The 20804-nt window shown below is 63.1% G+C and carries 24 protein-coding genes and 1 pseudogene; 9 read left to right on the forward strand and 16 right to left on the reverse strand.

The window, feature by feature from the left end; translation table 11 throughout:
- Positions 1–60: 60 nt before the first annotated feature.
- The 5 genes from acuI to NKI72_RS18325 all read right to left on the reverse strand — a co-directional run bounded on the left by acuI (position 61) and on the right by NKI72_RS18325 (position 4103).
- The gene (acuI, locus tag NKI72_RS18305) at positions 61–1050 is read right to left on the reverse strand and encodes an acrylyl-CoA reductase (NADPH) (protein ID WP_352834513.1); all 990 of its coding nucleotides are present in this window, start codon (positions 1048–1050) and stop codon (positions 61–63) included.
- Positions 1051–1100: 50 nt separating this feature from the next.
- On the reverse strand, positions 1101–1577 hold the full coding sequence (gene lspA / locus NKI72_RS18310) for a signal peptidase II (protein ID WP_352454178.1): 477 nt from the start codon (positions 1575–1577) through the stop codon (positions 1101–1103).
- A 26-nt stretch (positions 1578–1603) separates the two neighbouring features.
- Positions 1604–2467 (reverse strand): TrmH family RNA methyltransferase, encoded by an 864-nt coding sequence (locus NKI72_RS18315; RefSeq protein WP_352684494.1) that lies wholly within the window; start codon positions 2465–2467, stop codon positions 1604–1606.
- A complete protein-coding gene (locus tag NKI72_RS18320; RefSeq protein WP_352539415.1) occupies positions 2468–3529 on the reverse strand; it encodes an RsmD family RNA methyltransferase in 1062 nt (353 codons plus the stop codon).
- A gap of 88 nt (positions 3530–3617) precedes the next feature.
- Complete coding sequence (locus tag NKI72_RS18325) at positions 3618–4103, reverse strand: DUF1772 domain-containing protein (RefSeq protein WP_352539414.1); 486 nt, start codon at positions 4101–4103, stop codon at positions 3618–3620.
- A gap of 107 nt (positions 4104–4210) precedes the next feature.
- Between NKI72_RS18325 and NKI72_RS18330 the strand changes: the two are divergent.
- Positions 4211–4896, forward strand: a pseudogene (locus tag NKI72_RS18330) (helix-turn-helix transcriptional regulator).
- An 86-nt stretch (positions 4897–4982) separates the two neighbouring features.
- Positions 4983–5351, forward strand: a complete 369-nt coding sequence (locus tag NKI72_RS18335) for a VOC family protein (protein WP_352469426.1) — start codon at positions 4983–4985, stop codon at positions 5349–5351.
- Between the two features lie 128 nt (positions 5352–5479).
- Here NKI72_RS18335 and lhpI read toward each other — a convergent pair whose 3' ends face one another.
- The 4 genes from lhpI to sppA form a co-directional block, all read right to left on the reverse strand.
- Positions 5480–6448, reverse strand: coding sequence for a bifunctional Delta(1)-pyrroline-2-carboxylate/Delta(1)-piperideine-2-carboxylate reductase (gene lhpI / locus NKI72_RS18340; RefSeq protein ID WP_352834519.1), 969 nt, complete (start codon positions 6446–6448; stop codon positions 5480–5482).
- A gap of 52 nt (positions 6449–6500) precedes the next feature.
- Positions 6501–6833: a LapA family protein gene (locus NKI72_RS18345; RefSeq protein WP_352834522.1), complete on the reverse strand. Its 333-nt coding sequence runs from the start codon at positions 6831–6833 to the stop codon at positions 6501–6503.
- 47 nt (positions 6834–6880) lie between these two features.
- On the reverse strand, positions 6881–7165 hold the full coding sequence (locus tag NKI72_RS18350; protein ID WP_023675261.1) for an integration host factor subunit beta: 285 nt from the start codon (positions 7163–7165) through the stop codon (positions 6881–6883).
- A gap of 81 nt (positions 7166–7246) precedes the next feature.
- Positions 7247–8203, reverse strand: coding sequence for a signal peptide peptidase SppA (gene sppA, locus NKI72_RS18355; RefSeq protein WP_352502648.1), 957 nt, complete (start codon positions 8201–8203; stop codon positions 7247–7249).
- A gap of 306 nt (positions 8204–8509) precedes the next feature.
- Between sppA and lptC the strand changes: the two genes are divergently transcribed.
- The 6 genes from lptC (at position 8510) to ptsN (ending at position 13760) form a co-directional block, all read left to right on the forward strand.
- Positions 8510–9223 carry an LPS export ABC transporter periplasmic protein LptC gene (gene lptC, locus NKI72_RS18360; RefSeq protein WP_352469430.1) on the forward strand — a complete coding sequence of 238 codons (714 nt, stop codon included), beginning with the start codon at positions 8510–8512 and terminating at the stop codon, positions 9221–9223.
- Positions 9210–9818 (forward strand): LptA/OstA family protein, encoded by a 609-nt coding sequence (locus NKI72_RS18365; RefSeq protein ID WP_292664963.1) that lies wholly within the window; start codon positions 9210–9212, stop codon positions 9816–9818. Before lptC ends, NKI72_RS18365 begins: the two co-directional genes overlap by 14 nt.
- On the forward strand, positions 9818–10636 hold the full coding sequence (gene lptB, locus NKI72_RS18370) for an LPS export ABC transporter ATP-binding protein (protein WP_292664962.1): 819 nt from the start codon (positions 9818–9820) through the stop codon (positions 10634–10636). The genes NKI72_RS18365 and lptB overlap by 1 nt, the downstream gene beginning before the upstream one ends.
- A gap of 197 nt (positions 10637–10833) precedes the next feature.
- Positions 10834–12360, forward strand: coding sequence for an RNA polymerase factor sigma-54 (gene rpoN, locus NKI72_RS18375; RefSeq protein WP_352850478.1), 1527 nt, complete (start codon positions 10834–10836; stop codon positions 12358–12360).
- Between the two features lie 291 nt (positions 12361–12651).
- On the forward strand, positions 12652–13236 hold the full coding sequence (gene hpf, locus NKI72_RS18380; protein WP_023675267.1) for a ribosome hibernation-promoting factor, HPF/YfiA family: 585 nt from the start codon (positions 12652–12654) through the stop codon (positions 13234–13236).
- A 59-nt stretch (positions 13237–13295) separates the two neighbouring features.
- On the forward strand, positions 13296–13760 hold the full coding sequence (ptsN, locus tag NKI72_RS18385; RefSeq protein WP_023675268.1) for a PTS IIA-like nitrogen regulatory protein PtsN: 465 nt from the start codon (positions 13296–13298) through the stop codon (positions 13758–13760).
- 92 nt (positions 13761–13852) lie between these two features.
- Here the strand turns inward: ptsN and NKI72_RS18390 are convergent, their stop codons facing one another.
- Together NKI72_RS18390 and NKI72_RS18395 are read right to left on the reverse strand one after the other, a co-directional pair.
- Positions 13853–14110 carry a BQ00720 family protein gene (locus NKI72_RS18390; protein WP_023675269.1) on the reverse strand — a complete coding sequence of 86 codons (258 nt, stop codon included), beginning with the start codon at positions 14108–14110 and terminating at the stop codon, positions 13853–13855.
- A 63-nt stretch (positions 14111–14173) separates the two neighbouring features.
- Positions 14174–14599, reverse strand: a complete 426-nt coding sequence (locus tag NKI72_RS18395) for an Hsp20 family protein (protein WP_023675270.1) — start codon at positions 14597–14599, stop codon at positions 14174–14176.
- A 144-nt stretch (positions 14600–14743) separates the two neighbouring features.
- On the opposite strand from NKI72_RS18395, the gene NKI72_RS18400 reads away from it, so the two are divergent.
- Complete coding sequence (locus NKI72_RS18400; RefSeq protein WP_352469434.1) at positions 14744–15685, forward strand: nucleoside hydrolase; 942 nt, start codon at positions 14744–14746, stop codon at positions 15683–15685.
- A gap of 490 nt (positions 15686–16175) precedes the next feature.
- Here NKI72_RS18400 and NKI72_RS18405 read toward each other — a convergent pair whose 3' ends face one another.
- The 5 genes from NKI72_RS18405 to NKI72_RS18425 form a co-directional block, all read right to left on the reverse strand.
- On the reverse strand, positions 16176–16544 hold the full coding sequence (locus tag NKI72_RS18405; protein WP_352469435.1) for a hypothetical protein: 369 nt from the start codon (positions 16542–16544) through the stop codon (positions 16176–16178).
- 52 nt (positions 16545–16596) lie between these two features.
- Entirely contained in the window at positions 16597–17211 is a 615-nt protein-coding gene (locus tag NKI72_RS18410; protein WP_352469436.1) for a LysE family translocator, read from the reverse strand.
- A 103-nt stretch (positions 17212–17314) separates the two neighbouring features.
- Positions 17315–18775: an amidase gene (locus NKI72_RS18415; protein WP_352613033.1), complete on the reverse strand. Its 1461-nt coding sequence runs from the start codon at positions 18773–18775 to the stop codon at positions 17315–17317.
- A gap of 6 nt (positions 18776–18781) precedes the next feature.
- Positions 18782–19690 (reverse strand): ribokinase, encoded by a 909-nt coding sequence (locus NKI72_RS18420; protein ID WP_352850480.1) that lies wholly within the window; start codon positions 19688–19690, stop codon positions 18782–18784.
- Positions 19691–19806: 116 nt separating this feature from the next.
- Positions 19807–20700: a methylated-DNA--[protein]-cysteine S-methyltransferase gene (locus tag NKI72_RS18425; RefSeq protein ID WP_352453988.1), complete on the reverse strand. Its 894-nt coding sequence runs from the start codon at positions 20698–20700 to the stop codon at positions 19807–19809.
- Positions 20701–20804: the final 104 nt, after the last annotated feature.

A 20804-nucleotide genomic window follows, 5' to 3' on the forward strand; every position in this document is an offset into this window, starting at 1 on the left:
GAAGGTTGTGGTTGATCGCTCGAATTTTACCGGTCGCGCTCTTTTTTTTCCCTTGGGGGCTCACATATCCACCACCACGCGGCCGCGGATCTTACCCTCGACGATGTCATGCGCGGCGCCGATGATGCCGTCGAAGCCGATGCTCGTCGAAAGGCTGGCAAGCTTTGCGTGGTCGAGATCGGCGCCGATACGGCGCCAGGCCTCGAGGCGGACCGCCTTCGGCGCCATCACCGAATCGATGCCGAGCAGCGAGACGCCGCGCAGGATGAAGGGGGCGACGCTTGCCGGCAGGTCCATGCCGCCGGCGAGGCCGCAAGCGGCAACGGCGCCGCCATAGGAGGTCATCGATAGAACGTTGGCCAGCGTGTGGCTGCCGACCGCATCGACGCCGCCGGCCCAGCGTTCCTTGGCGAGTGGTTTTGCGGGCTGGGCAAGCTCGTCGCGTGAAATCACTTCCGCGGCGCCGAGGTCGATCAGATAGGGGCTTTCGGCAGCACGGCCGGTCGAGGCGATGACGTGATAGCCGAGGCTGGACAGGATCGAGACCGCGACCGAGCCGACGCCACCGGCAGCGCCGGTCACCACCACCGGGCCGCGATCGGGCACGATGCCGTGGCGCTCCAGCGCGATGACGCAAAGCATGGCGGTGTAGCCGGCGGTGCCGACCGCCATCGCATCATGCGGGCTCATGCCGTCCGGCAACGGCACCAGCCAGTCGCCCTTGACGCGGGCGCGCCCTGCAAAGGCGCCGAAATGCGTCTCGCCGACGCCCCAGCCGTTCAATATGACCTTGTCACCCTTGCGCCAGTCAGGATTGGAAGACGAGATGACGGTGCCGGCGAAATCGATGCCCGGCACCAGCGGCCAGCGGCGGATCACCGGCGCCTTGCCGGTAATTGCAAGACCGTCCTTGTAGTTCACCGTCGTCGCCTCGACCGCGACGGTGACGTCGCCCTCCATCAGGTCTGCCTCGGTAAGCTCGGTCACCGCGACCGACTGGTTTTTCTCGGCGTCACGCGAAACGAGGATGGCTTTGAAGGTTTCGGGCATTTTTCTCCTCGGGCTTGCAGATCAGAATGTGCGGCGCCAGGCGAGTGAGGTCAATCGCTCGACGCTCCGCGCCGCCAGCCAATGAGTTCGTCGAAGACGACCAGCACCGCACCAACCGAAATGAAGGCGTCGGCGAGGTTGAAGATCGCGAAGGACCAGACCGGCGTATGGAACAGGACATAGTCGATGACATGACCGTAGATTGCGCGATCAATCAGGTTGCCGAGCGCGCCGCCGACGATCAGTGCGAAGCCGATGCGGGCAAGCAGGTGGCCGGGCGGCGTGCGGGCCGCAAGATAGAGCACGAAAGCGACCACCAGAACCGCGACGACCACCAGGCCGGTGTCGCCGAAGGACGAAAACAGCGAGAACGCGATGCCGGTGTTGTAGGTGCGGTACAGCGCCAGGAACGGAAGCAGGTCGAGCCGTTCCTGAAAGGCAAGACCGGTTTCGACTAGGTATTTCACCCACTGGTCGAGCGCTATCGCGGCGACGACCAGAAGAGCATACGGCCTCCAGGACTTCATGGTTTGCAGTTTCACGGTTTGAGATGTCACGATCTGGCGTCCTCCGGGCCGAGCTTCAGCGCGCCGCGCCGGATCTCGAACAGCATGACGCCGGTGGCCACTGCAAGGTTGAGCGAATCGGCGCGGCCGGCCTGCGGTATCCGCAGCAGTTTGTCGCAGCTTGCGGCAAGCTCGTCAGGCAGGCCTTGCTGCTCGTTACCCATCATCAAAAGCACCGGGCCCTTTGAAAAATCGACCGAGCGGTAGTCGACCGCACCCTTCAGGTGGGTGCCGGCGACGAGGCCGGGGAAGCTCGTTCGCCAGGCGAGAAAAGCTTCGGGCGACGCCTTGGCGACCGGCACGGCGAAAATCGAGCCCATGGTGGCGCGCACCGTTTCGACCGAAAAGGGATCGGTGGTCTCGCCGACCAAGATGACGCCCCTGGCCCCGACAGCGTCGACCGTGCGGATGACGGTGCCGAGATTGCCGGGGTCGCGGACGCGGTCGAGCGCCACCCAGACGTCGCCGTCACGGGCGCGGATGTCCTTCAACGGCAGGTATTTCTGCGAGAACACGCCGACGACCATTTGCGGATTGTCGCGGCGGGTGATGGCGACCAGCACTTTTTCCGAAACTTCAAGGACGGTGCCGCCGGCGGCGACCGTGCGCGCCGCGACCTTTTCAACCGCCGTATTGCCACGTCCGGCCTTGGCGAAGACCAGTGTCCTGATCGACCAGCCGAGATCGAGCGCGTCGATGACCAGCTTCAGGCCTTCGGCCATGAAGGAATTCTGCTGGTCACGGAATTTCTTCAGCGCGAGCGCCTTGATGTCCTTGACCAGCGGGTTGGCGAGGCTGGTGACTTCCTTCACCTGCCCTGGCGCGCCCGCGTGCCGTTCGTACGCACTCATTCAGGCCACCCAGCGCGAGAACAGCGAGGTCGAAAGCGCCCGACCGGCAGATTTCTCGCGGATGATCAATTCACCCGACTCGACCGTGCCGCCCATGCCGGCGAAGGTGTCGCGCATCAGGGCATGGATGGCGAAAAAAGAGGCGCGGATCGAATAGGCGGTCAGTACCACGGCGAGCGGCTTCGGCGTCAGGATCGTGCGGCAGATATCGGTCAGCGCCGGCAGGTCCTCGAACAGCTGCCAGACCTCGCCTTTCGGTCCGCGGCCATAGGCGGGCGGGTCGAACAGGATGATGTCGTAGCGGCTGCCGCGGCGCTCCTCGCGTTCGGCGAATTTCACGGCATCGTCGACGATCCAGCGGATCGGCTTTTGCGACAAGCCCGCCATTTCCTGGTTTTCGCGCGCCCAGCCGATCGCCTTCTTGGAAGCATCCACGTGGGTGACCTCGGCGCCGGCACGCGCCGCCACCAAGGAGGCAAGGCCGGTGTAACCGAACAGGTTCAACACCTTCACCGGCCGTTTTGCCGCCGCGATCAGTCCGGCCATGTGGTCCCAGTGCGAGGCCTGCTCGGGAAAGACGCCGACATGGCGAAACGAAGTGAAGCGGCCGAGATAATCTATGCCGTCATGCTTCATCGGCCAGGTCTCGCCGAGCGGCGTCTTGGGGAAGCGCCAGCGGCCGATGCCTTCCTCGTCGGTATCGCCGGTGAAAATGGCGTCGGCGCGCTCCCAGTCCCTGGCCGGCAAAGCCTTTTGCCAGATCGCCTGGCCCTCCGGCCGAACGATGCGGTAGGGGCCGTATTGCTCGAGTTTTTCTCCGGCGCCGCTGTCGAGCAACGCGTAGTCCTGATTGGGGCCGACCTCGAGGATCAGCGGCAGATGTTCGGCAGGCAGCGCGCCATCGCGACGGGATAGAGGGCGCGGCGCGGCTTTCGGCTCGGACCGGTCCTGCAGTTTAGGCTCCGAACCGGCGGTCAGGCCGGCGTCGCGCCGCCGCGGCTGCTCCGCCCCGCCCTTCGGGGGCGGGCGGCTGTCGCGGCGTTTGTCGCGAAAAGGTTTCAAGAAGGCGCATCTCCGGACGGCGGCTCGCCGCTTCTGCCACAGCACATTGACCGGCGCAACAAAAGGGCTGCCGACGTGTGCAACCGGATCAGCCGCGCCTGATCGACAGCAGGCCGACTGCGAGCGCTATGAAACCAACGGCCTTGAAGCCGGTGACGACCATATGGCCGGTTTCCCAACTGCTCCGGATACTTTCGAAATTGTCCGGGATCGGTCCAGGCACCCAGGTGGCCAGGACATCGTTTGCCGGTTTGACCAGGGTAAACCACGCCACGAGGGCCATCAGATAAAGCACGGTGGCGGCCAAAATCCACCAGAATGCCGGGCGGTCACTGCGCAGCATCCAGGCGAGAAGCCCCGGACAGGCGATCGCGGCCACGTCCAGCGGTGCGCCGACAATCGCGAAGAATTGGAACTGAGCGTTGAAGACAGTGGTTTCACGCCAGAGCGAAGGCGGCCAACTGGTCAGCCGCGGCACCGATTCCAGCACATGGGCGAAGGATGGTCCGAGGCTGAGCGCAGCGACGATGGCGGTCAAAACCGACCAGAACAACAGGAACCCGCGCATATCCATAGTGGCCAGACAACGGCGTCAGGACGCAGACGTTCCCGTCCGCCACCCATGTCGCTTGCCGCCGAAAGCGCTGGGGCTCTATCGTGATTGAAACCAGGTCATGATTCATGTCCCGTGCTGAACGCCTGCTCGACCTGATCCAGATCCTGCGCCGGCATCGCCGGCCAGTCAGCGGCCGCAGCCTTGCGGGCGAAATGGGTGTGTCGATCCGCACGCTCTATCGCGATATCGCCACGCTGCAGGGGCAGGGCGCGCCGATCGAGGGTGAGGCGGGGTTGGGTTACGTGCTCAGGCCCGGTTTCATGCTGCCGCCCTTGATGTTCACCGATGAGGAGATCGAGGCGATCGTGCTCGGTTCGCGCTGGGTGGCCAAGCAGCCGGACTGGCGGCTTGCGAACGCCGCCACCGACGCGCTGGCCAAGATCGCGGCGGTGCTGCCGAACGATTTGCGCGAAGAGCTCGACGCCTCGACGCTGCTGGTCGGGTCGCGCACCGAGGTCACCGAAGGCATCGATCTCGGCGTGGTGCGGCAGGCCATCCGCGAGGAGCGTAAGCTGAGCTTTGTCTATCGCGACGCCGGCGGCGCTGCCTCCGAGCGCACCGTCTGGCCGTTCGCACTCGGCTTCTTCGACAAGGTGCGCGTCGTCGCGGCCTGGTGCGAGATGCGCGCCAGGATTTCAGGCACTTTCGCGCCGACCGGATATCCGGCCTCAATGCCACCGAGATGCGCTATCCGCGCCGCCGTCAGGTGCTGCTCAAAGAATGGCGGGCGACGCTCGACACGCCAAGCTAAGGCTGCTGCTCAGTTGAGACTGCTGCCAGAATCTGGCAGTGGCGTACGGTATGCTCCTCCAGTCGAAACGATCTGGAGAGCAATTCATGACACCGCCCAATTTCGTCATCCTCTATGTCGACAAGCCTGAGCAAAGCGGCGCCTTCTATAGCGCGCTGCTTGGGCGGCAGCCGGTCGAGACCTCGCCGACCTTCGTGCTGTTCGTGCTCGACAACGGCTTCAAGCTCGGCCTCTGGTCGCGTCACACCGTGGAACCGGCCGCCGCGGCAGCAGGCGGTGGCGCCGAGATCGTCTTTGCGCTGGACACGCCGGAGGCGGTCGATGCCACCTACACCGATTGGGCCGGACGGGGTCTGAAAATCCTGCAGAGCCCGACCGACATGGATTTCGGCCGGACCTTCGTCGCGCTCGATCCCGACAATCATCGGCTGCGGGTTTATTGGCAAAGGGAGTAAGGCAGTAGGGCAGTAGGGGAGTACGTGACAGGAAATATAGCTGGCGCGGCGCCGCACGATCAGTGCGGTTTCCTACTGCCCTACTGCCCTACTGCCCTACTGCCCTACTGCCCTACTGCCCTACTGCCCTACTGCCCTACGCTTGCGCGATACACGCCAATGCCGGCGGCGAGGTCCTCGAGGGCTGCGCCGACCGACTTGAACAGCGTGATCTCGTCGTCGTTCTGCCGGCCTTTTTTCTGGCCGCGCGTGAGTTCATAAAGGTCGGCGACGATGGCTTCCGGCTTCAACACGCCGGAGGCCAGCGGCTGGACGATGTCACCGGCTTCCTTGGTGGCGCCGGCGCGGGTATCGACATAGACGCGGGCGCGTACGATCGCGTGGTCGTCGCTTTCGCGCATCGCCGGCGTGAAGCCGCCGACCAGATCGACATGGGTTCCGGGCTTCAACAGTGCCCCCTTGATCAGTGGCATGGTGGTGATGGTCGCCGACGATACGATATCGGCCTTTCCGAGTTCGGCGTCGAGATCGCCTGCTGCTTCGGCCGAAAAACCCTCGGCACGCAATTTTGCCGCGACCTTTTCGGCATTCGCCGACGTGCGGTTCCAGATGCGGATGTTCTTGATCGGACGCACCGCCGAATGCGCCTTTGCAAGGAATGGCGACAGCGCGCCGGCGCCGACCACCAGCAGCCGCGATGCGTCCTCGCGGGCCAGATAGGAGGCGGCCAGCGCCGAGGCACAGGCAGTGCGCCACTGCGTCAGCCGCTGGCCATCGATCAATGCCTGCGGTTCGCCGGTGGTGCCGTCGAGCAAGAGGTAAAGCCCCATCACCGCGGGCTTGCCGACGGCATTGTTGTCGGGCGACACGGTGACGATCTTGACGCCGATATGGCCATCGGCCGAGGTGCCGGCGGCGTTGAAGTCGGTCCAGGCCGGCATCAAAAGCAGGGTCGAGGCGGCGCCATCGGGCCGCTCGACCGTGTGATGGTGCCTGACCGGCTGCACGGCGCCATCGCGAAAGGCGGCGCGCAACGTCTCGACCAGCCCGGAAAAGGTCAGCGCGCGGTCGACCTCGGCGGCGGAAATGGTCAGCATGAAAGGCTCCGTGGAGAACTAGGCCGGTTGTGCTTCAGGCCCGAGCCGCGGCTCAGTTCGTCGGCTTCGGCAAGGCTGGGCTCTGCGACGCGGCAGGCGCGCGGCTGACCGCCTGGCGCAGATTCTCGGCCTCGGCGCCGCGCTGGCGCGCCAGCTTGCGATAGCGCCCCTGCTTGATCCAGGTCGCCAGGCTGCCGACGATCATGCCGATGGCAAGGGCAAGGAACAGGAATATGAACAGCGGCAAGGTCAGTGTCAGCGCCGGGTTGCCCGGATTGAACGGGTCGAGCGTGAAGGCGACCGGTTCGCGGTTGGCAACGGCCAGCGCGATCAGGATGATGGCCAGCGGCACGAAGACCACGATGAGGATTAAGCGATTGAACATGTTTTTCCGTAGGGACTGCTATCGGAGCGGGACGGCGGGCGCGGCGCCTACTTGCCTCCGTTCAGCCTTTCACGCAATTCCTTGCCGGTCTTGAAGAACGGTACCCATTTCTCCTCGACCTCTACGGATTCGCCGGTGCGCGGGTTGCGGCCGGTGCGGGCAGGGCGATTTTTCACCGAAAACGCGCCGAAGCCGCGCAACTCGACCCGGTTGCCCTCGGCAAGCGCGTCGGTGATTTCATCGAAGATGGCGCTGACAATGTTTTCGACGTCGCGCAGGAAAAGATGCGGATTACGCGTGGCGATGATCTGCACAAGTTCGGATTTGATCATGAAAAGGCTCCCCGTAAAAGCAGTGCCGCCGAAATTATCAGAATGATTTTATTTGGTTTTTCACTCGTCCCAAGCGGTTCCTCAAGGGTGCCAGACGGAAACGAGACCGTCAAGAAACAAGCGGTCCGCTCCAATTTCGTGAAGGACGTCGCCGTCATGGCCGGCCAGGCCAAGCGCAGCACCGACGGTCTGCGCCATCGCTTTGGAGAACAGGAAACCGCCGCGTTTTTCCGTGTCCTTCCATTCCACCACCTTGAGCTTGGCATCGACGCCCTTGCCTGCAAGCCAGTCGATCGCTTCGGCCTCGCCGCCGACCGCGTCGATCAATCTGTTGGTGACCGCCTGCCGGCCGGTGAAGATCGACCCGTCTGCGAGCGCCAGCACCTCCGGCTTGGTCATGTTGCGGCGCTCGGCGACGATGCCGACGAACCAGTCGTAGCTGTCGAGGATGAGCTTGCGGACCATGGCGCGCTCATCGTCATTGGTCGGCTTGAAGGGAGAAGGCGAGGCCTTCAAGGGCGAGGATTTCACCTCCTCCAGCTTGACGCCGAGCTTGTCCATGAGGCCGCTGACGTCCGGGTACTGAATCAGCACGCCGATCGAGCCGACGATCGAGGATTTGCGTGCGACAATATGGTCGGCCGCGGTGGCGATCATATAGCCCGCCGAAGCCGCGAGCGTGCCGACCTCGGCCACCACCGGCTTTTCGGCGGCAAGCTTGCGCACTGCCTCATAGATCGATTCGCCACCGACGGTGGTGCCGCCGGGTGAATCGATCGACAGGATCACAGCCTTGACGCGCGGCGACTGACGGATTGCCTCCAGCCGCTTGATCAGTTCTTCGTCTTCGGTGATGGTACCTTCGATCTTGACCTTGGCGATGTGGTCGACAGCCGCGCCGGTGAAGTCGTCACCATAGATCCATGCCGAGAAGGCGATCAGTCCGGCTGCCGCGACGATAATCGCCGCAACACGCCAGAATGTCAGCTTGCGGCGCAAGCGGCGGCGGTCGATCAGGTCGTCGGCTCTCAATACCATGGTCAGCCTCGTAGTCGGTGGGAGCAGATGCTTTTAAAGCAACCATTCGCGCCCGGCTACCGTTTCCTGACGGCCTTGCGCCAAAGGCCGTTAGGCATTCGCGGCAAGCCTCAACCTGTCTCGTTCCACAGGCCCTAACACTGTGCGCCCATATCTGGTATGAGGTACAGGCTGCGCTGGGGCCATTTTCATTGTACAGGGGCGGCTGTCACATTTTTGCGGTTTTCCTCGGCTTGTGCTTGCTTGAGGGCGCCGGCACCCCACCTATAGGGCGGCCTGGCGGGCAGGGGTTTAGAAGAAGCAGTCATGTTAGCGGGACCAATCGAACCGACCAACACCGAGACGGAGTTGGCTCCCAAGGCCGCAGGCCGGGCGCGGGTCGACGCGTTTGACGTTGCGCAGCGTCATTCGCGCCGGGTCCGTGTCCTCAAGCTGGCCGTGCCGCTGGTCGCTGCCGTGATTGCGGTCGCGTTTCCCGTCTATTCCTATCTCATGGCTCCCGCCGCAATCGAGGTGCAGGCCGACGGCGGCGCCTTTGCCGATGGCAAGCTGGTGATGGCGAACCCCAAGCTCAACGGCTTCACCAAACAGAACCTGCCCTATTCGATGACAGCCCTGCGCGCCATACAGGATGTCAGCAAACAAGGCATCATCGATCTGGAGGGCATCAAGGCCAAGCTGCCGATTGCGGCCGACAACACGGCCGCCATCGATGCCACGCACGGCACCTATGATCGCGACGGCAACACGCTCAGCCTGACCAGCGATGTGACCGTGTCGACCACGGATGGTGTGGTGGCAAAATTCAAATCAGTCTATCTCGACATGGGCGAAGGCACTATGAAGACAAGCGAGCCCGTCGATGTCAGCCGCGGCGGGTCGCGGATCAGGGCGGATTCGATGTCGGTCCAGGACAATGGCAAGGTCCTGGTTTTCGAGAACAAGGTGCGCGTCGACATCGATCCCGCCAGTTTGAAGGCGGCAGAGGCAAAGAGCGGAGAGACCAATGCGGTTCAGTAGTTCGGCACGGCGCCTCGCCGCGATTTCGGCGTTGACGCTCGGGTTGCCCTTGGGGCTGACCTTCGGGACGGCGCCGTCGCTGGCGCAATCCAGTGCCACCAGCCAAATGTCCGGCCTCAGGCTGTCGGGCGACAAGCCTATCCAGATCGAAAGCGACAAGCTCGAGGTGCGCCAGGCGGAAAGCGTCGCCGTCTTCACCGGCAACGTCAACGTCGTCCAGGGTCCAACCGTGCTCAAGGCCGGCAAAATGACGGTCTATTACGTCAGGGATGCAGGCGCCGCTAAAGGCGCCCAGCCCGCGGGTGCCGCGGCAATGACCGGATCCGCCAACATCGACCATCTCGAGGTCGACGATAAGGTCTACATCAAATCGGACAATCAGGTTGCCACCGGCGACCGCGGCACCTTCGACATGAAGACCGAAGTGCTGGTGCTTTCGGGCAGCAAGGTCGTGCTCTCGCAAGGCGATAACGTGCTTGTCGGCTGCAAGCTTACCGTGCAGATGAAGAGCGGCCTTGCCCAGGTCGACGCTTGCGGCGGCCGCGTCATGATGTCGATCACGCCGCCGGCGAAGTCTGGAGCAGCGAAACCCTGATGACCGGCATATCGTCGCTGCTGGCGCGTCTTCCAGGGCGCGCCGCCAGCAAACTTGCGGCACCGGCCAGGGTCACCGTCGAAGCGGCAAAGTTCAAGGGAACCTTGATCGCCAAGGGGCTGACCAAAAGCTACAAGGGCCGCAAAGTCGTCAGCGGCGTGACGCTGGGCGTGCGCGCCGGCGAGGCGGTTGGGCTGCTCGGCCCCAACGGCGCCGGCAAGACGACCTGTTTCTACATGGTAACCGGCCTGGTGCCGGTCGATGAAGGCACGATCGAAATCGACGGTTTCGACGTCACGTCGATGCCGATGTATCGCCGCGCCCGTCTCGGCATCGGCTATCTGCCGCAGGAAGCGTCGATTTTTCGCGGCCTGAATGTCGAGCAAAACATCCGGGCCGTGCTCGAGGTCGTCGAAAAGAGCCGCAAGGAGCGTGAGCGCCTGCTCGACGAATTGCTCGAGGAATTTCACATCAGCCATCTGCGCAAGGCTCCGTCGCTGTCGCTCTCCGGCGGTGAGCGGCGACGCCTCGAAATTGCCCGCGCCTTGGCAACCCGCCCCGCCTATATGCTGCTCGACGAACCTTTCGCCGGCATCGATCCGATCGCCGTCGCCGACATCCAGCAACTCGTGCGCCACTTGACGGCACGTGGCATCGGCGTTCTGATCACCGACCACAATGTCCGCGAGACACTTGGCCTGATCGACCGCGCCTACATCATCCATGCCGGCCAGGTGCTGACCCATGGTCGAGCCGACGAAGTGGTCGCAAATGCCGATGTGCGGCGGCTTTATCTCGGCGAGGGATTTACGCTCTAAGTGCGAAATTCCGGCTCGAGCGGGATTTCCAGCGTAGTCCAGCAGCTTTTTCTTCAATTTTCTGCCTGAAAACGTGCCGGCAGGCGAGTTTTACCGCTCCTCGCCTTGACAAGCAAAAGCCGGGCCAGTTTCTATGCTGGCCTGGAAAATTCCTTCCAGCAGTGCGGGTGCGTAGACGGAGCGTTTGAAACCGAACCATGGCGTTGGCGGCAAAACTACAGCTACGACAGTCGCAGTCGCTGGTGATGACGCCGCAGCTGATGCAGTCGATCCGCCTGCTGCAGTTCACCCATCTTGAGCTGGAACGCTTCATCGACGACGAGATCGAACGCAATCCCCTGCTGGAACGCGCCGAACCGCAAGAGGACGCCGCCAGCGACCAGGCGCAGAAGGGCGACGCTGCATCGGAACCGGCTGCCGACGGCGACTGGTTCGAGGCGGAAACGGCGTGGAGCGCCGAGGCGATCTCGGAAAAGCTCGATACATCGCTGGAAAACCTGTTTCCCGATGATCCTGGTACGAGCGAGCGGCTCGGGCCCGACCTGACGGCACAATGGAAATCGGCGTCCGGCAACGGTTCCACCTCTTCCTCCGACGGCTTCGACGTCGCGGATATGGCGGCGGCGGCCATCACGCTGCGCGACCATGTCGGCGAGCAGGTGGCGCTCGCCTTTGCCGATCCGGCGGCGCGCCTGATCGCCGGCGAGCTTGCCGACGGCCTCGACGAGGCCGGCTACATGCGTGCCGACATGGCCGAGATCGCCGCCCGCCTCGGCACGGACGCCACGGCGGTGGCAAGGGTCCTGGCGGTCTGCCAGACATTCGAGCCCGCCGGCATATTCGCCCGCGACCTCGCCGAATGCCTGTTGCTGCAGCTGGCCGTGCGCGACCGGCTCGATCCGGCGATGAAGGCGCTGATCGCCAATCTCGAACTCCTGGCACGGCGCGATTTCCAGACGCTGAAGCGGATTTGCGGCGTCGACGAGGAGGATCTGCTCGACATGCTGGCCGAGATCCGGGCGCTCGACCCGCGGCCGGGAATGGCGTTTTCGCGCGGTGCCAGCGATGCGATCGTGGCCGACGTCGAGGTGCGCGCAGCCAATGACGGCGGCTGGACGGTCGAGCTCAATGCCGAGACGCTGCCGCGCGTGCTGGTCGATCACATCTATTTCGCCCAGGTCACGCCACATGCGAAAAACCAGGCGGAAAAGGATTTCCTCGCCGAATGCCTGCAGAACGCCAACTGGCTCACGCGCAGCCTCGACCAGCGGGCGAAGACCATTCTCAAGGTGGCCTCCGAGATCGTGCGCCAGCAGGACGCTTTTCTCGTCCACGGCGTGCGGCACCTGAAGCCGCTCAACCTGCGCACGGTGGCGGACGCCATCGGCATGCACGAATCAACGGTCAGCCGGGTCACGGCAAACAAATACATGCTGACGCCGCGCGGTGTGTTCGAGCTGCGCTATTTCTTCACCGCCTCGATCGCTTCGTCAGGTGGCGGCGATGCGCATTCGTCGGAAGCGGTGCGCGACCGCATAAAGCAGCTGATCGACGAGGAGAAAGCCATCGATGTGCTTTCCGACGATGCCATCGTGGACATGCTGCGGGAAAGCGGCGTCGACATCGCCAGGCGCACGGTGGCCAAATACCGGGAAGGCATGAACATACCCTCTTCGGTGCAGCGGCGGCGTGAAAAACGCGCTTTGGCCAGCGCCGGCCGTTGATCTCCGGCGGAATTTCCACAGCTTTCGCCCTTCATTGACAAGCGGCGACGAAGTGGCTAGAAGCCCGCCCGCATGGGACGGGCTGGCGAGTGGATTTGAGTTCGCCGATGCCCGCACGAGAGATGGTCCGTCACGATGTAGGCCACGGGACGGCCAAGAAGGCGGCTTGTGATCAACCGGAAAGTTCGGATCTAAAATCGGCGCAAGTGACGCCGCAAAAGCTTGTGCGCGCGGACCACGAGTATAAACTCGGGACAGTTTGAAGCCTGAGCAAGGAAGGTCAGTTTTCAGATGACACTGCGCATATCGGGAAAACACATGGATATCGGCGATGCGTTCCGTACGCGCATCAACGACCGTGTCGGGGAAGTGATCGGGAAATATTTCGATCGGGGCTTTTCAGGGCAAATCGTAGTCGTCAAATCGGGGTCGCGCTACACGGCCGATTGCATGATCCGGCTGGACTCCGGTGCTTCGCTGCAGGCGACCGGCGATGCCCAGGATCCAACGCTTGCCTTCGATACCGCGGCGGACCGTCTGGAAACACGCCTCAGGCGCTACAAGCGCCGGCTGAAGTCGCACAATTCAGGCAATAGCAACGGCGAGCTCACCGACGTCGCCTATACGGTGATGGCGCCGCTTGCCGACGACGAGGAGGACATACCGGAGAATTTCGCGCCGGCCATCGTCGCCGAATCGACCATGACGCTGCGGACCATGTCGGTGGCGTCAGCGGTGATCGAACTCGACACCAAGGACAGCCCGGTCCTGGTCTTCCGCAATGCCGGAAACGACCATCTCAACATCGTCTATCGCCGGCCGGACGGGAATATTGGCTGGATCGACCCGTCCACGGCCAAGGTCGCGCAGGGGTAAAAACCAGCCGCACGCGAGCGTGGGGACTGGCGACGGCAGGCGAACAAGGGATTTCAAGCATGGATCTGAGCGATCTCGTCAGCGTTCCGGCAATCATGCCGGCGTTGAAGGCGAACTCCAAAAAGCAGCTGCTGCAATTGCTGTCCGAAAGGGCGGCGGCGATTTCCGGCATTCCGGAGCGAGAGGTGTTCGACACAATCCTGCAGCGCGAGCGGCTCGGCTCCACCGGCGTCGGCAACGGCATCGCCATTCCGCACGGCAAGCTGGCCGGGGTGAAGCGGATCGCCGGCGTTTTTGCCCGGCTGGAGACACCGGTGGACTTCGAGGCCCTCGATGATCAGCCGGTCGACCTGGTGTTTCTGCTTTTGGCTCCCGAAGGCGCCGGCGCCGACCACCTCAAGGCGCTGTCGCGCATTGCGCGGGTGCTGCGCGACGCCGACACGGTTGCCAAGATCAGGGGCACGCGCGACGCCGTAGCCATCCACGCGCTGCTGTCGGACACACAGGCCTCGCACGCCGCCTGAGGTTTTGATTAAATCCGTTGAAGGGCCGCCGTGAGCGGCCCTGTCCGTTTCCAACCAGATCGCTGTGCCGTATTTGTCAGTGGATAACGACGTTAGTGGATAGCGACCGGGGTCAGATCGTTTTCCAGCGCGCCAGCCAGTGCCCGGTCGCGAGCGTCCGAAAGCAGGATCGGCTGGCCATTGGCGGCAAACAGGGCCCACAGTTCCAGCCCGGGCGCGATTTCGCCGAGGCCCGGGAAACGGCCGCGCAGATCGTCGCTCGACACTTTCCTGAGATAGGCGACAGAACCTTCGCCGAGATGGGCGAATTCGCCGCTGGTCATGATGATATTTTCGTTAGTTCTGGTCATTTCAAGCCTCCTTGCCGCGAGATGCCGCTCAAGGCCATCCCGCATGAGAGCTATCGGCAAAAATCAGTCTTTCACCGATATGTTTATTTTTCGTACCAGCCGTTCGGATTCCGGCCGATCGAGATCGATCGACAGAAGGCCGTTCTTCAATTCCGCCGCAATCACCCGCATGCCGTCGGCCAGCACGAAACAGCGCTGAAACTGGCGCGCGGCGATGCCGCGGTGGAGGAATTCGCGCTCGGTGTCGTCGTTCTGACGGCCGCGCACGACCAACTGGTTCTCCTCCGTTGTGACATCGAGATCGCTTTCCGCGAAACCGGCGACGGCGAGCGTGATACGCAGCCTTTCGGTTTTGCCGTCGGCACCGCTGAGGCGCTCGATGTTGTAGGGAGGATAGCTGTCACCGGACTTTGCCAACCGCTCCAGCGTCTTTTCCATGGAATCGAAACCGAGGAGAAGCGGGCTGGAAAAAGGCGTCATTCGGCTCATGTTACAGTGTCCTCTCAAGAGCGACATAAAGTGGAAAAACCCGGATGGCATTTTTCCCGATGGTCTTGATATGGTCCGCCGCCCGGCAGACTTCAAGCCGTCACACGTCCCGCCCAAAAAGACTTGCCAAAACAAGGAATTGAAATGCCCCAATCCCGCAGGATCATCATCGACACTGACCCCGGCCAGGACGATGCCGTCGCCATATTGCTGGCGCTGGGCAGCGCCGAGCTGGAGATCGTCGGCATCACCGCGGTGGCCGGCAACGTGCCGCTGAAACTTACCGAAAAAAACGCCCGCAAGATCTGCGAGCTGGCCGGCCGGCCGGACGTCAAGGTCTATGCAGGCGCCATCCGGCCGCTGGCGCGCGAACTCGTCACCGCCGAGGAAGTGCATGGCAAGACCGGCCTCAACGGGCCGCAACTGCCCGAACCAAAGATGAAACTGCAGGACGAGTATGCGGTTGATTTCATCGTTGAGACGCTGATGAACGAGGAGAGCGGCACGATCACGCTGTGCGCGCTCGGGCCGCTCACCAACGTTGCGCTGGCGCTGATCCGCGAGCCGAAAATCGCGCCGCGCATCAAGGAAATCGTGCTGATGGGCGGCGGCTTCTTCGAGGGCGGCAACGTCACGCCGACCGCCGAGTTCAACATCTATGTCGATCCGCATGCTGCCGATGTCGTGTTCAAATCCGGCATTCCGATCGTGATGATGCCGCTCGACGTCACCCACAAGGCGCTGACCACCGCCAAGCGTACGAAGGCCTTCCGCAAGCTCGGCACCAGGGTCGGCACGGCCACCGCGGACATGCTGGAATTCTTCGAACGTTTCGACGAGGAGAAATACGGTACCGACGGCGGCCCGCTGCACGATCCTTGCGTGATCGCGTATCTGCTGAAGCCGAAGCTGTTCAAGGGGCGCAACTGCAATGTCAGCGTGGAAACCGCCTCGGAGCTCACCATGGGCATGACGGTGATCGACTGGTGGGGGGTGACCAAGCGGCCGAAGAACGCCATGGTGATGCGCGACATCGACCATGATGCGTTTTTCGCGCTGTTGCTGGAACGGCTGGGGCGGCTTTAGGGCTGCTCAGTAGTTGAGCAGGCGGTAGGTGGTGGTACCGTCCTGGCGTTGTTGTTCTTCGATCGAGACTTCCGATCCAATCATGTGGGGTGTTTCCACCTCACCATCGACAAATATCCGAGCGTTGCCCTCATAGAGGCGGACTTCATATCTATAATAAAGTCCATGTCCGACGGAACCCCTCGGATTTAGAGGCATCGTCGCAACATCTTCGACGGTGCCTCCTACGAGTTGTGTGCCAGTGATCGGACTGTTCTGCCTGGTTACAATCGGCACAGCGATCGCGAGAGCGAGCGCACACAAGATTGTGATGCCAACAACTCTGTCGCGAAACTCTTCCCGAAGCAAAAGAATGCGGGTTCTAAGAGAAAGATTTGCCGGCCCCATACCTTAGAGTTGAGTAGCATAGGGGCTTTGTTCAAGAGCGATTCCCCGAAAAAGCCATGTCACTCGCGTCACCTTTGAAAACAGCTTATCGATCGATCGTCGTTCAATTTGCAAACCGGTAAAAGACGAAGCCATTGTCGCGCGTGACGCGCTCGATGCCTACGCGCGAGCCGATCAGATGCGGGAGGTCGTCGTAAACGAGGACCGTCGAACCGTTCTCAAGGACCAGCAGATATTGGATATTGCGCCCTTTACCCTGTCCACTTTTGATCGTCGCATCGACCGGGTCGACCGATCGGATCGGACTTGCGTCATTCGCCCATTTGTTCAGAGCCGACGGAACCATCGCCGCGAACAAAGCGATGAACAGGATCACGCCAAACGCGTTCCTTTTCAAATCCGCGTAACTCCACGGCATAGACATGAATCCCCAACTGTTGATCCATGTGGTGGCCTGAAGGCCGACTTTCAATCGGCTTTCCTATTCCAGGATGTTGCTGTTGGCGTCGTCGGGCTCGCGGCCGTTACTTCGCCTTGGAAAAGGCCAGCCACAGGCCGCCGCCGACCAGGAAGCTGCCGCTGATCCTCGACAAGAGCTTGAGGCGGCCGGCCGACAGCAGGCGTCCGGCGCGGCCGGCGGCCAGCGCGTAGGTCGAATCCGAGACTGCGGCGAAGATCATCGCGGTGAGACCCATGACGCCGATCTGTAGTGCGTAATTGCCTTCGGGAGCGATGAACTGCGGAAAGAAGGCGCCGAAGAACACTAGCGTCTTTGGATTGCTGATCGCCACCAGCAGGCCCTGCAGGAAGAAGCCGCCACGTGGCCTTTTTGCCGTTCCGTCGGCGTTCAGCTTGCCTTTCGAGCGGAACATCTGCACGCCCATCCAGATCAGGTAGGCGGCGCCGATCAGCCGGACCCACTCGAACCAGTGGCCCATGCCCGCGATCAGCGAAGTCAATCCGATGCCGACGATGGCGATCATGATGGCTAGCCCGGCCTGGGTGCCGGCGACATTGGCGAGCCCTGCGCGCGAGCCATGGCGGATGCTGTTGGCAATGATCAGCGTCACCGTCGGCCCCGGCACCAGGATGATGACGATGCAGGCGACGACATAGGTGGCGTAGAGTTCCAACGACATTTTTTCCCTCCACAGATGCCGCTCGTGCGGCGCGCTGTCGCGATCAATGCATGGCGATGAGTTGCGTGCAAGCCGGCGAGGCGCCGACAATGCGGAGTTGATTTCAGCAGGCGCCGGCCTGCCATGGCAGCGTTGTCTCATAGGCGGCAGCCGCCCTCAGCACGGAGAGGTCACCGCGCGGCCGCCCGATCAATTGCATGCCCATTGGCCTGCCCCTGGCGTCGAAGCCCGCCGGCACATTGATCGCCGGGCAGCCGCCCAGCGTGGCGAACGCTGAAACCTGCATCCAGCGATGATAGCTGTCCATGGCACGCCCGGCCACTTGCCTTGGCCAGTGGGTGACGACATCGAAGGGAAAGACCTGTGCGGCTGGCAGCGCAATCAGGTCGAAACGCTCGAAGAGCGATAGCAGCATTCGGTGCCAGGACGAGCGCCTCACCGTGGCGGCGTGGATCTGCGGCGCGGTGAGGCGCAGTGCATGTTCCACCTCCCACACGGCCTCCGGCTTCAGCAGGCTGCGTTTCGAGGGATCGTCGTAATGCGCCTTCAGCGCACAACCGCTGCTCGCCTGGCGAAGCGTTACAAAGGCTTGCCACAGCGCTTCGAAGTCGAATTTCGGCATCAGCGGCTCGGCCTCGAAGGATACATCCGCGAACCGGCCGAGTGCTGCCTCGCAAAGCTGTAGAATGCCTGCTTCAACCGGCAGATGGCCGTCGAGATCGCCGAGCCAGGCGATGCGCCCGCCGGCCGCCGGTGCGTCCAGCCCTTCGAGGAACGAGCCTGGCTTATCATGCGACAGCGGCGCGCGAGGATGATAGCCGGCCTGAACGTCGAGCAGCAACGCCATGTCACGCACGTTACGCCCCATCGGCCCTTCGACGCCCATTTGCGCAAGAAACACATCAAGGTCTGGGCCGGCCGGCACCAATCCCTGCGATGGACGGAAGCCATAGACATTGTTGTAGGCAGCGGGATTGCGCAGGGAACCGCCAAAATCGCTGCCATCGGCAACGGGAACCATGTCGAGCGCCAGCGCGACCGCCGCACCGCCGCTCGAGCCGCCGGCGGTCAGCGCCGGGTCAAATGCGTTGAGCGTCTGTCCGAACACGGTGTTGTAGGTGTTGGAGCCGAGCCCGAATTCGGGAACATTGGTCTTGCCGATGATGATCGCGCCGGCCTTGCGGACGCGCTCGACGAAGAAGTCGTCCTCCTCAGGCACAAAATCGGCGAAGATCGGCGAGCCGAAGGCGGTTCTCAGGCCTTTTGTCAGCGCAAGATCCTTGATCGCGATCGGCAGGCCGAACAGCGATCCGGTATCTCCACCTCGCGCCAGATGAGCGTCAGCGCTGTCGGCCTCGCGCAGGATGTCGGCACGCTCACGCAATGAAACGATAGCGTTGACCAGCGGGTTCACCGCCTCGATCCTGTCGAGGAATGCCGCGACCACTTCGCGCACCGAAAGCTGCCGGCGCCTGATCTTCCCGGCAAGCGCCACGGCAGACAGGCGGCAGATGTCGCCGGCGGGCGGCACCGCGTGCTTCGTCGTCGGGCGCATGGCTGTCATCCCGCTTTAGCCTGCAGATTTCTGCAGGGCGGCATCGACGTCCCTGGCCAGCGGGATGGCCGGCTGTGCACCGGCTTTCAGGCAGGCCAGCGAACCGGCTGCGGCAGCGCGGGCTAGCGCCTGGTCGAGCGGCAGGCCGGCTGCCAGCCCGGCTGCAAAATAGCCGCAGAACGTGTCGCCGGCACCGACCGTGTCGAGCGGGGTGATCTTCAGCGCCGGAACCATCAGGAGATCGTCCGGCGTTGCCGCCAGAACGCCGTCCGAGCCAAGCGTGACGACGATGGTGCGGCCGGTTCTCGCGGCATAGTCGCGCATCCGTGCCGGGCGGTCGCGGCCATTCAACGACAGCGCCTCGCCATAGAGGTCGAACTCGGTTTCGTTGGCGACGAGATAGTCGGCCTTGCCGAGGAAGCCGGCCGCGTCGCCATGGAAAGGTGCGGTGTTGAGCACGGTGATCGCGGCGGCCGTGCTTGCCGCGTCGAGTGCTGCCTCGACGGTCTGCAGCGGGATCTCCAGTTGCAGCAGCACGACGTCGCCGTTTTTTACGAAAGCCTTGGAAAGGTCACCCGGCACGACCGAATCATTGGCGCCCGGCACAACGGCGATCACGTTCTCGCCGTCGGCGCCGACCATGATCAACGCGGTACCGGTCGAGGCAAAGGTCTCGCCGACGCCGGACAGGTCGATCTTGCCGTCGCGCAGCAGCGCCAGAGCGTCGCTGGCGAAGCTGTCCTTGCCGACCGCGCCGACCATGCGCACCTTGGCGCCGGCGGGGGCGGCGGCCAGCGCCTGGTTGGCGCCCTTGCCGCCGGGGGCAGTAGCGAAACCGGAGCCGCGCACGGTCTCGCCGGGACCGGGCAAGCGGTCGACACTGGCGATGAGATCGAGATTGATGGAGCCGATGACGACGATCAAGTAGTGCCTCCCGCTAGCGCATACCACTCTAATTGCCCGGGAAGCTACTCCGTAAGATCGCTGCTTGTCACCCTAGCGGTCCTTGCATCGCTCCAATCGTTCCATTCGTTGGCTATTCAAGAAGAGACCTGTCCCGCCTCCCAGCCGAGGATGGCGCGTTTGCGGGTCAGACCCCAATGGTAGCCGGTGAGTGCGCCGGACTTGCCGAGAGCCCGGTGGCACGGCACGACGAAGGACATCGGATTGGCACCGACCGCGGCACCGACAGCCCGGCTGGCACTCGGTGCGCCGATGCGCGCGGCGATCGAGGAATAGGTGCAGGCCTGGCCCATCGGAATGCGCAGCAAGGCCTCCCAGACACGGACCTGGAAGTCTGTGCCGATCATGACAACGCGCAGCGGCTGGTCGGCGCGCCACAGCGACGGATCGAAGATGCGCGCGGCATAGGGTGCCGTCGCCGCCATGTCCTCGACATAGGTCGCATTCGGCCAGCGGCTGGACATGTCGGCAAAGGCCGCACGCTCGCCGCCGGGGTCGTTGAAGGCGAGGCCGGCAAGGCCGCGGTCCGTCACCATGATCAGCGCGATGCCGAAAGGCGAGATATGATAGCCGTAGCGGATGGTGAGCCCTGCGCCGCGGGTCTTGTAATCGCCCGGCGACATCGCTTCGTGGGTGACGAACAGATCGTGCAGCCGGCCTGGGCCGGACATGCCGAGTTCGAACGAGGTTTCAAGCAGCGGCATGCCGGCATCGAGCAGCTTGCGCGCATGATCGAGGGTGACGGCCTGCAGAAAAGCCTTGGGCGACAGGCCGGCCCAGCGGGTGAACAGCTTCTGCAGCCCGGTCGGCGTCTCGCCGACCTCCTCGGCCAGCACTTCCAACGAAGGCTGGTCGCGATAGTCGAGGCTGATCTTTTCGATGGCACGACGGACGATTTCGTAGTCTCCACCTTCAGGCGTGATGTCTTTCTGAAGGATTGCTGTCGTTTTGAGAGGCATTTGGGCGTTCATGGCAGTATCTCCTTGAGTGCGAATATCGTCCTTCGCGGCGCCGATCACCACCCGAAACTTGCTTTCCCGCGGCATGTACCCAGATAGAGCTGGGCTTTGAATGG

The organism is Mesorhizobium sp. M0437 (assembly GCF_040321335.1).
Classification (GTDB): Bacteria; Pseudomonadota; Alphaproteobacteria; order Rhizobiales; family Rhizobiaceae; genus Mesorhizobium.